The organism is Zongyangia sp., from assembly GCF_965361945.1.
This window is the reverse complement of record NZ_CBDTOK010000016.1, coordinates 1-9,507: the sequence shown is the minus strand read 5'-3', so window position 1 is coordinate 9,507 and position 9,507 is coordinate 1. Positions and strand designations below refer to the sequence as shown.

The 9,507-nt window shown below is 56.1% G+C and carries 11 protein-coding genes; 7 read left to right on the top strand and 4 right to left on the bottom strand.

Going from position 1 to position 9,507, the window contains the following annotated elements:
- Positions 1–259 precede the first annotated feature (259 nt).
- A complete protein-coding gene (locus ACZ25G_RS01010; protein ID WP_463681229.1) occupies positions 260–649 on the bottom strand; it encodes a MerR family transcriptional regulator in 390 nt (129 codons plus the stop codon).
- 248 nt (positions 650–897) lie between these two features.
- On the opposite strand from ACZ25G_RS01010, the gene ACZ25G_RS01005 reads away from it, so the two are divergent.
- From ACZ25G_RS01005 to ACZ25G_RS00995, 3 genes are read left to right on the top strand one after another with little or no spacing between them, the layout of a single operon-like run.
- The gene (locus ACZ25G_RS01005) at positions 898–1,827 is read left to right on the top strand and encodes a transglutaminase domain-containing protein (protein ID WP_463681228.1); all 930 of its coding nucleotides are present in this window, start codon (positions 898–900) and stop codon (positions 1,825–1,827) included.
- A gap of 24 nt (positions 1,828–1,851) precedes the next feature.
- Positions 1,852–3,021: a serine hydrolase domain-containing protein gene (locus ACZ25G_RS01000; RefSeq protein WP_463681227.1), complete on the top strand. Its 1,170-nt coding sequence runs from the start codon at positions 1,852–1,854 to the stop codon at positions 3,019–3,021.
- 42 nt (positions 3,022–3,063) lie between these two features.
- Positions 3,064–3,204 carry a hypothetical protein gene (locus tag ACZ25G_RS00995; protein WP_463681226.1) on the top strand — a complete coding sequence of 47 codons (141 nt, stop codon included), beginning with the start codon at positions 3,064–3,066 and terminating at the stop codon, positions 3,202–3,204.
- Positions 3,205–3,275: 71 nt separating this feature from the next.
- On the opposite strand, the gene ACZ25G_RS00990 is transcribed toward ACZ25G_RS00995, so the two are convergent.
- From ACZ25G_RS00990 to fabD, 3 genes are read right to left on the bottom strand one after another with little or no spacing between them, the layout of a single operon-like run.
- Entirely contained in the window at positions 3,276–3,806 is a 531-nt protein-coding gene (locus ACZ25G_RS00990) for a shikimate kinase (protein ID WP_463681225.1), read from the bottom strand.
- Between the two features lie 26 nt (positions 3,807–3,832).
- Positions 3,833–4,717: a shikimate dehydrogenase family protein gene (locus tag ACZ25G_RS00985; protein WP_463681224.1), complete on the bottom strand. Its 885-nt coding sequence runs from the start codon at positions 4,715–4,717 to the stop codon at positions 3,833–3,835.
- A gap of 19 nt (positions 4,718–4,736) precedes the next feature.
- Complete coding sequence (gene fabD, locus ACZ25G_RS00980; RefSeq protein WP_463681223.1) at positions 4,737–5,663, bottom strand: ACP S-malonyltransferase; 927 nt, start codon at positions 5,661–5,663, stop codon at positions 4,737–4,739.
- Between the two features lie 386 nt (positions 5,664–6,049).
- Between fabD and ACZ25G_RS00975 the strand changes: the two genes are divergently transcribed.
- From ACZ25G_RS00975 to ACZ25G_RS00960, 4 genes are all read left to right on the top strand, one after another.
- A complete protein-coding gene (locus ACZ25G_RS00975) occupies positions 6,050–7,039 on the top strand; it encodes a 3-oxoacyl-ACP synthase III family protein (RefSeq protein WP_463681222.1) in 990 nt (329 codons plus the stop codon).
- Positions 7,040–7,087: 48 nt separating this feature from the next.
- Positions 7,088–7,831, top strand: a complete 744-nt coding sequence (fabG, locus tag ACZ25G_RS00970; protein ID WP_463681221.1) for a 3-oxoacyl-[acyl-carrier-protein] reductase — start codon at positions 7,088–7,090, stop codon at positions 7,829–7,831.
- A gap of 110 nt (positions 7,832–7,941) precedes the next feature.
- Entirely contained in the window at positions 7,942–9,189 is a 1,248-nt protein-coding gene (gene fabF / locus ACZ25G_RS00965) for a beta-ketoacyl-ACP synthase II (protein WP_463681220.1), read from the top strand.
- A gap of 12 nt (positions 9,190–9,201) precedes the next feature.
- Positions 9,202–9,507, top strand: a 306-nt coding sequence (locus tag ACZ25G_RS00960; protein WP_463681219.1) for an acetyl-CoA carboxylase biotin carboxyl carrier protein, incomplete at its 3' end; no start/stop codon positions are given.

Genomic DNA, 9,507 nt, shown 5'->3' with positions numbered 1-9,507 from the left:
CCATGAATGAAAAAGGAAAAAACGCGGCCCTTTGGAACGCCATTGTCGCCTTATCCCTGGTGGCTGCGGGCTGCGCGGCCATGGTGCTCAGCGCCATCGCTTGCGTCAAACTGCTTTCCAGGAACCTGGATTAATCCTGTAAGCCTTATTTCGGACATGTCCCCGGAACCGTGTCACCGGTTCCGGGCGCGTTTGGCCCAAAAATCAGACAAAAGAAACCGTGTATCCCCAAAAGGGATACACGGTTTTTGTTTTTTATTTACTCCTTATTTCGGATCAGATTGGAGACATAAGGCCGCCTGCCGGCCAAAACATCGTCGTAAAATTCCTGTTTCCAGTCAATAAAGGCCACGGAATTGTTGAGTTCCTCTATGGCGGCCACCAGTGATTCCCGCTTTTGCGCCAGCATTTCTTTGCGCTGGGGGATGGTGGACTCCCCTTCTAAACAGAGCTGGAGATACTCTTTCATCTCCTGGATGCTCATGTTGCATTTTTTCAGGCAGATGCAGTTTTTGATCCATTGCAGATCGTTGTCGTCAAAGATCCGGCGGTTGTTCCGGTCGCGTTTTACATGGGGAATAAGCCCCTCATTGCAGTAAAATTTCAGCGTCTGATAGGTCATGCCCGTCTCCCGGCAAACCTGCATCATGGAATACATGGAACTCTGCCCCTTTCTCCCGTTTACAAAAAGTTAAAAGCTTTTTCAAAGAATAAATATTGACCGGTAGTTACAACCGGTTGTTACAATCAATATTGTATAACAGAACAGGGAGAAAATCAAGGGATAGAAAACCCTGAGGAATACCTCACAGACTATCCCGAGGACCTCCACCAAACCAAAGGGAGGCCTTTATTTTTTGCCTAGATGAAACTGATGAGAAAAAAGGAGTGGCGCCTATGAAGAAATGCCTTGTTTTATTGCTGGCGTTGGCCCTGTGTTTTTCCGGCTGTAGCGCCCAGACGGAGTCTTCCTCCTCCCAAGCGGAGGTCACCTCCACAGCGCCGGCGGAAACTACACCGCCAGAAGTGACTACGGCGGAGCCAGACTCATCTGCGCCAGAGGAAACGGACAGCCTCGGCATCCATCCCTACCTGCAGCAGCTGGTGGAGGATACGGTAGAGCAGCTGGTCACCCCGGAAATGAGTGAATATGAGCGGACCAAGGCCGCCTTTGACTATATGATCGAGCACACCTATCTGGATGAGCCTGTGGGCTTTGATCTGTGGCGTGTTCACGGCGGAGGGGAACCCATCCCCTTTGTGGAGCAGCGGGCCATCAGTCCCCTCCGCTTTGGGGTGGGCATGTGTGAGGACTACGCCGCCGCCCTGACCCTGCTGCTGCGGGGAATGGGCTTGGAAGCGGAGTATGTGCCGGGGCTTACCTATTCAGAGGAAGGCCACCTGGTGGATCACGCCTGGACCGTGGTCAGGATTGACGGGGTTTGGTATCACCTGGACAGCCAGCTGGAGGACAATATCTCCCGTCACGGCTATGTACGCTACCGCTACTTCCTCAAGGGAGATGCCACCATGGCAAGTTCCCACCGGTGGGGGCAGAATCTGATGGATTCCGGCCTTCTATCCCAGGAGCAAAATGCCGAAATTGCGGAAAACTACCTGACCCCCTCCTGCCCCCAGGACTACCCCACTCCAGAGCGGCATACCCTGGAAGATCAGCCCGCGCCGGATCTGGAAGCGCTGCGGACCCAGGCGGAAGAGGAAGTCGCGGCCTATGAAGAGGAATATGGCCCCCTGGAGCCGATGCAGCTTAACACAACCCCGCCGGTCTTTGGCCTGGAAGGCTACGGCCCGGCAGATGAAGGATAAATGATGAAGAAAGGACGATATCATTTGAAGAGAATACTTGCCCTACTCATGGCCCTGCTGCTGGTGACTCTGACCGCCTGCTCCAGCGAGGAAGAGCCCCAAAGTTCCTCCTCCGCCCCGGTGACAGAGCAGACAGAGACTGCTCCGTCGGAGACGGAAAGCCAGCCGGAGGAGGAAGAGGAGCCGGCGGCAGACAACAGCTGGCAGTTCGACACGCCGGAAAACCACCAGATGGATCCGGAAGTTTTTGACGATCTGCATACCGCCTTGGCCGGTACCGAGATCTATGCGGCGGTCACCGTCAAGGATGGGGTCATCATTGATGAGTATTACAAGGAGGGCTATGACGAAACCAGCGTTTTCCCCCTCCACTCCGCCTCCAAATCCTTCACCAGCGCCCTGCTGGGCATTGCGATGGAACAGGGCTATATTGGCAGCGTAGATGACCTGCTCTCCGAATATCTGCCCCAGGTTTCCCAGCTGGAGGAAGGAAAACAGCAGCTGACCCTCCGCCATCTTCTGACCCAGACCTCGGGACTGGAGTGGTACGAATGGGGCAGCGGATATTCCAACTGGGTGGAATTTCGCACATCCCCCAATTGGGTAGACTACATCCTGGGCCGGGATCTGGTGGCCCAGCCCGGCACCGTTTTTAACTACAGCACCGGCAACACCCATTTGATCTCCGCCGCCCTGGAGGCCGCCACCGGCAGGAACCAGCTGGAATTCGGCAAGGAATACCTATTTGATCCTCTGGGGATTGAAAGTGTCCAGTGGGGGACCGACCCTCAGGGAATCACCGATGGAGGCAACGGAATCTCCATGACGGCAAGGGATGCGGCGCGGTTTGGCCAGCTTTATCTGCAAGGGGGCCAGTGGAACGGCCAGCAGCTGGTGCCGGCCGACTGGGTGGAGGAATCCACCACCGCCCAAAATGGGGGAGCGGGAGACAGCACCGGTTCTTATGGCTACCAGTGGTGGGTGACCTCCTTTGCCACGGGGGGCTACGGCACCTATACGACCCCTTATCCCACCGCCCAGTATGACGCCTATTTTGCCTTCGGCCACGGTGGACAGATCATCTATGTGGTTCCTCAGCTGGAGCTGGTCACCGTATTTACCTGCGGAGGGAATAACTCCTATGTGCCCCGCCCCTTCTTTACTGATTATATCCTCAACGCCTATACCGGCTAAATCTATGGAAGGAAGGCTATAAGATGTGTTGAAAAAGATGGGTTGCGCATTGGGATTGAGGATGTGGAAAACAGCCTGCGAGAGCTTTCGAATGTGGCCCGGGCGGCGGTGGTGCTGGCCCTGCTCCTGTTCTGGCTGTATACAGACGGGGCGGAAATATCCTTTGTCTACAACGCCTTTTAAAAGAAAAGCAGCGGGTTTCCGCTGCATTACATAAAAAAGCCCTCGGCTATATCAGCCGAGGGCTTTTTTGTTTAGTACCGTTCACTTTCCGGGGTATAGGACGAATGGATCCCTTGGATAATCTCCCGGACAATGGCCTGGGAATCCAGGCCGGTAATCCGCTGGTCGCAGGCCGCCAGGTAGAGATCCCGGCGGGCGTGGTAAATCTCGTGTAAAGCTTCCTTTGTGTTGTTTCGTACCAGCGGGCGGTCCGAATCCTTGATCCGCTTATAGCAGACCTCAAAGGGGATATCCAGAAAGATAATTTTATCCCCATGGGTCCGGAATACATCCACATTCCGCTGTAAGGTCATTACCCCGCCGCCGGTGGCGATGACATGGCTTTTTTTCCGGGAAGCCAGCTCCTTAACCGCGTTGTGTTCCAGATCCCGGTAGTGTTCCTCCCCATGGATTTCAAAGATCTGGGGAACTGTCATACCGGTCGTCGCTTCAATGACATCGTCGGTGTCTACGAAGGTATAAAGAAGATGCTGGGCCAGCATTTTACCGATGGTGGTCTTTCCGCTGCCCATAAATCCACATAAGACAATATTGCGGGACATGATTTCGCTCCTTTGGCCAAAGGCCCTTATTTTCCGCCGCCAAACTGCAGCGAGACAAGTTGGGACATTTCTTCTGTCAGGTTTTGGATGTCGCCGGGGTCATACCGATCCCCGTCCCAGATCTCGTGGGCGGCCACCGCCTGCCACACCAGCATGGACATGCCGCCTACCGTGGGGATGCCATGGCGCTGGGCCACTTCCAGAAGGCGGGTCCTTCCAGGGTTGTAGATGGCGTCAAAGACACAGCCGCAGGCTTTGATGACCTCCTCCTGAGCAGGCATGGCGTCGGTTTTGGGATACATACCAACCGGAGTGGCGTTGCACAGCAGATCAAAGCCCCCCTCCTCACCGATCAGGGGGAGGATTTCATCCATGAGACAGATTCGGATCTTTGCGTCGGGACGCAGCGCGCGGATGTCTGCCGCCAGGGCCTCAGCCCGGGGCACACTGCTCATCCGGATGGCCACCACCACATCGCAGCCGCCGAGGCAGGATTCAATGGCCATCATCCGGCCGGCGCCGCCGGCTCCTAAGACGAGGACCCGCTTGCTTTTTAATTCCACACCGGCTTCGGCCAGCGCCCGGACAAAACCGTCCACATCGGTGTTGTAACCGATGGATTTTTCTCCGCACTTGACAGTGTTGACAGCGCCATAGCGCCGGGCGCTATCAGAGAGTTCATCCAAATAGGGAATAATCCCCAATTTATGGGGAATAGTGACGTTAAAGCCATCCAGCGCCAACAGCTCCTCCACCCGGGAGGAAAGCTCCTCCGGAGGGATTTCCAGCACCTGATATTCCCCCTCCCGGCCGGCCATTGCAAACAGCCGCTGGTGGAGGGGCGGGGACATGGTGTGTCCCAAGGGATAACCGGTCAGGGCAAAGGCCCGCCGTTTTGAGGAAGGGTTCATGACATTCGCCTCATCTTTATTACAGGGAAAGGGACTCGACCACTTTCCCAAGGGTTTTCATATTCTCAATGTACATGACGGGCATGCCTTTGAGGGTTTTCTTGACCAAACCGGTGAGCACCTTCCCCGGCCCCAGCTCCACAAAAACACTGGGCCCGGCCTCCCGCATATGGGTCAGCTCGTCTGTAAAGCGGACGGGGGAGATCATATGACGATAGAAATAGGAGGGCATGTCGGAAAGATCGGCATTCTGGTCGCCGGTCACATTGGAGAAGAAGGGGACTGCCGGCTCAGCAAAGGGGATGCCGGAAACAGCCTCCTTCAGCTCCTGGGCGGCTTCCTCCATGAGCTTGGAATGGAAGGCGGCGGAGACCCCCAATTTAATGGCCCGATGCCCCATCTGGGTGAAGGTTTCCGCGGCCTTTTGGACGGCGTCCAGCTCCCCGGCGATGACCGTCTGGACGGGGCTGTTATAGTTGACGGGGAGGACATAGCCCCCCGTCTCCTCACAGACCTGGGCAATGGTGGCCGGTTCGCAGCCAATAATGGCATACATGGCGCCGGGATGACGTTCTCCCGCCTTCTCCATGGCGGCAGCCCGGGCGCCGATGACCCGAAAACCGTCCTCCATGGTCATAACGCCGTCGGCACAAAGGGCGGCATACTCTCCCAGGGAGTGTCCGGCCATGGCGATGGCGGGAGGCAGATGCTCCTTGCAAAGGGTATAGCAGGCTAGGCTTAGGGCAAAGATGGCCGGCTGGGCATTGATGGTTTTTTGCAGCTGGGCCTCGTCCTCGCCGAAGGATACGGCGGCGATATCCCGGCCCAGAATGTCCCCGGCGCACTCATAAATCTGGCGCACAGCCGGGAAATTGTCGTAAAATTCCTTGCCCATACCGGGATATTGGGACCCCTGTCCGGAGAAGAGATAGGCTACTTTCGTCATGGCAATGGTCTCCTTTGCAGTGTTTTACGGGTAAAAAGCCCTTCAGAATGAGAAAAAATTCGTCTTTGGGGAAGTATTTCACAAAAAGCCGATTGACAAATCCGCTGTCAGCCACTATCATAATAAAATGTAACGGCTATTATATTTTTTTTAAAAAATGGAAGTTTATACCGGCTCCTTTGGCGCCGCGCCCTACCATAGAAAAGCCCTCCCTGAAAAATGGACGGGAGGCCTACAGAATCAATATACCAATAAACCCCTGGAAAATCAAGGGATCACGAAAAAGTTAACAAAATTTGCGGGGAGCTTGTCAAATATGGCTCGTGGACAGCTTCCGTTTGGAGAAAAACTTGCAACCGCGTGCGGCCGCGGGGATTGGAAACGCAATGGGAATTCGGATTTTGGGTATGGGGAGTTATGTCCCCCCCCTGACGGTGGATAACGAAGCCTTCACCTCTTTTTTGGACACTTCTGACGAATGGATTACCACCCGCTCGGGAATCAAGACCCGGCATGTGGCCGACGGGGAATTGACGGTGGATATGGGCGTCAAAGCGGCGCAGAAGGCATTGGAAGACGCCGGTATCGACCCCCAGGAGGTGGATCTGATCCTCTTTAGTTCGGTGACGGCGGATTTTTACACCCCCTCCATGGCCTGCATCGCCCAGGGGATGCTGGGCATCCAGGAGTGCATGGCCATCGACCTCAACTGCGCCTGCGCCGGATGTGTTTACGCCATTGATATGGCCCGGCGGTATCTGGCCACCGGCGATGTGAAAAAGGTTTTGGTCATCTGCGCGGAAAGGCTCTCCCAGATCTGCAACTATGAGGACCGTTCCACCTGCGTCCTCTTTGGGGACGGGGCGGCGGCCTATCTATTGGAAGGCGCCGGCACCCTTTATACCTCTTATATGGGGGCCGATGGCACCGGGGCCCACCTCCTCTTCGCGAAAAAGCCGGAGCTGAAAACCGTGTTTATGCAAAACGATCCGGCCTCCCTTCCGGAGGGCTATCCTGATTGGCCCGACGGATTTGTCTATATGGATGGCCGGGAGGTCTATAAATTCGCCACCCGGGTGATGCCCCATGCGGTGGAAAAAGCGGCGGAAAAGGCGGGGATCCCCACCGAGTCCATCGATCTGCTCATCCCTCATCAGGCCAACATCCGGATCATCAAAACCGCGGCCCAGAAACTCCATATCCCCATGGAGAAGGTGTTCTGCAATCTGGATAAATACGCCAACACCTCCTCCGCCAGCATCCCCCTGGCCTGTGAAGAGGCCAGACGGCTTGGCCGGATGCCCCAGGGCAGCCGGGTTTGTTTGGTGGGCTTTGGCGCGGGGCTGACCTACGGCGCTATTATATTTGACGTATAATTTATATTTGTTTATACCATAAGTTATAAGGATGAAGGAGTGTTTATTTTGGCAAAGACAGCATTGATTACGGGAGCTTCCCAGGGTATTGGCGCCTGCATCGCCCTGCGCCTGGCCCAGGATGGATTCAACATCGCGGTGAATTGCCGGGGTGAAGCGGAATATGAAAACGGCGGGAAAGAGACAGCGGCCAAGTGCCGGGAATTTGGCGTGGACGCCGACTGCTTTATCTGTGATGTCACCGATTTCGCCGGATGCGGCGAGATGGTCAAGAAGGTGGCCGCCCGCTTCGGCAGCCTGGATGTGCTGGTCAACAACGCCGGCATCACCAAGGATGGGCTGCTGGTTCGGATGAGCGAGGAGCAGTATGACGCGGTCATCAATGTGAATATGAAGAGCGTCTTTAACATGACCCGCCACGCCGGGGCCCTGATGATGCGCCAGAGAAGCGGCCGGATCATCAACATCTCTTCGGTGGCGGGAGTTTACGGCAACGCCGGACAGTTTAACTACAGCGCTTCCAAGGCTGGCATCATTGGTATGACCATGACCGCCGCCAAGGAGCTGGGCAGCCGGAACATCACCGTCAATGCGGTGGCTCCCGGATTCATCGACACCCAGATGACCGCCGTCCTCCCCGACAAGGTCAAGGAGGAAGCCCTCCACGCCATCGCCCTGCGCCGGTTTGGCAAGGTGGAAGAGGTAGCGGCTGTGGTATCCTTCCTGGCCGGCCCCGATGCTTCTTATATGACTGGCCAGACCCTGGTGGTATCCGGCGGATTGGCTATGTAATTAAATACAAATAGTATAATAAGATATAATTTTTACATTTTGACCTGCTGGGAGAAGGCCAGCGGCGGGCAAAATTGGCCCGCAAGGGATGGAAAGGCATGGAAAATCAGATGAAAAGAGTAGTGATTACCGGCATTGGCGCCGTGACCCCGGTGGGGATCGGTGTGGATGCCATGTGGGAGAATATCAAGGCCGGCGTCTGCGGCATTGATGAAATCACCCACTTTGACACCAGCGATTTTGACATCAAGCTGGCGGCGGAGGTCAAGGACTTCCAGGCCGTAGATTATGGCATTGCCAAGAAAGAGGCCCGCCGGATGGACCGGTACTGCCAGTTTGCCTGCGCGGCGGCCAACCTGGCCCTCACCGACGCCGGCACCGAATTCAAAGAGGAGGATCCCTTCCGGGTGGGTGTCATTCTGGGCAGCGGTATCGGCGGCATCAACACCTTGGAGGAGGAGCATATCAAGGCTCTGGAGAAAGGATACAACCGGGTTTCCCCCTTCTTTATCCCCATGATGATCTCCAATATGGGCTGCGGTATGATCGCCATGCAGCATGGCTTCAAGGGCGATAACTTTACAGCGGTCACCGCCTGCTCCTCGGCCAACCACGCCATTGGCGAGGCCTTCCGCAAGATCAAATACGGCTATCTGGATGTGGCGGTGGCCGGCGGCGCCGAAGCCACCATCACCAAATTCGCCGCTTCCGGCTTCAACAACATGGGTGCTCTCTCCAAGAGCCAGGACAAGGCCCGGGCCTCCATCCCCTTTGACAAGGAGCGGGACGGCTTTATTATGGGCGAGGGCTCGGTAATGCTCATTTTAGAGGAATTGGAGCACGCCAGGGCAAGAAACGCCAAAATCTACGGCGAGATAGTAGGCTATGGCGCCACGGCAGACGCTTATCACATCACCAGCCCTGATCCGGAGGGCGCCGGCGCCATCAAGGCCATGGAGCTTTCCATCGGGGAGGCGGGGATTACCACAGAGGACGTGGGTTACATTAACGCCCACGGCACCTCTACCCCCATCAACGATAAATATGAGACAAACGCGGTGAAAAAGGTCTTTGGGGAGCGGGCGTCTCAGGTGCCCATCTCCTCCACCAAATCCATGACCGGACATATGCTGGGCGCGGCGGGCGCCATTGAGGCCGCCATCACCTGCCTGGCTCTGCGGGACGGCGTTCTGCCTCCCACCGTAGGATACAAGGTGCCTGACGAGGAGTGCGACCTGGATTATATCACCGAAGGCGCCCGCAAGGCGGACATCGAATATGCCATCACCAATTCTCTGGGCTTTGGCGGTCAGAACGCCACCTTGTGCCTGAAGAAGTTCGAAGACGAGAGAGCTTGACAGGAGGAACCAATGGAACTGAACGTAGATAACATCAAAAGCTTAATGGACCGGGTGGCGAAAAACAAACTGACCCGGCTGGAAATTGAATCTGAGGGGATGAAGGTGGTGATCGAGGGGCCCAAAACCGAGGTAGTCCAAGCGCCGGCGGCCCAGGTAGTAGCTGCTCCGGCCGCCGCGGCTCCCAGCAGCGCGGCCACTGCTCCGGAAAAGGAGGAAATCAAGGGCCATGTGGTCAAATCCCCCATTGTGGGCACCTTCTATCACTCTCCCGCTCCGGAAAAGCCCCCCTATGTCAGCGTGGGCAGCAAGGTGAAA

What these genes read in the sequence shown, in the direction of transcription:
- fabD (WP_463681223.1), bottom strand. Translation starts at nt 5,663, where the DNA reads ATGACGAAAGTAGCCTATCTCTTCTCCGGACAGGGGTCCCAATATCCC.
- ACZ25G_RS01010 (WP_463681229.1), bottom strand. Translation starts at nt 649, where the DNA reads ATGATGCAGGTTTGCCGGGAGACGGGCATGACCTATCAGACGCTGAAA.
- ACZ25G_RS00990 (WP_463681225.1), bottom strand. Translation starts at nt 3,806, where the DNA reads ATGTCCCGCAATATTGTCTTATGTGGATTTATGGGCAGCGGAAAGACC.
- ACZ25G_RS00985 (WP_463681224.1), bottom strand. Translation starts at nt 4,717, where the DNA reads ATGAACCCTTCCTCAAAACGGCGGGCCTTTGCCCTGACCGGTTATCCC.
- ACZ25G_RS01005 (WP_463681228.1), top strand. Translation starts at nt 898, where the DNA reads ATGAAGAAATGCCTTGTTTTATTGCTGGCGTTGGCCCTGTGTTTTTCC.
- ACZ25G_RS00975 (WP_463681222.1), top strand. Translation starts at nt 6,050, where the DNA reads ATGGGAATTCGGATTTTGGGTATGGGGAGTTATGTCCCCCCCCTGACG.
- fabF (WP_463681220.1), top strand. Translation starts at nt 7,942, where the DNA reads ATGAAAAGAGTAGTGATTACCGGCATTGGCGCCGTGACCCCGGTGGGG.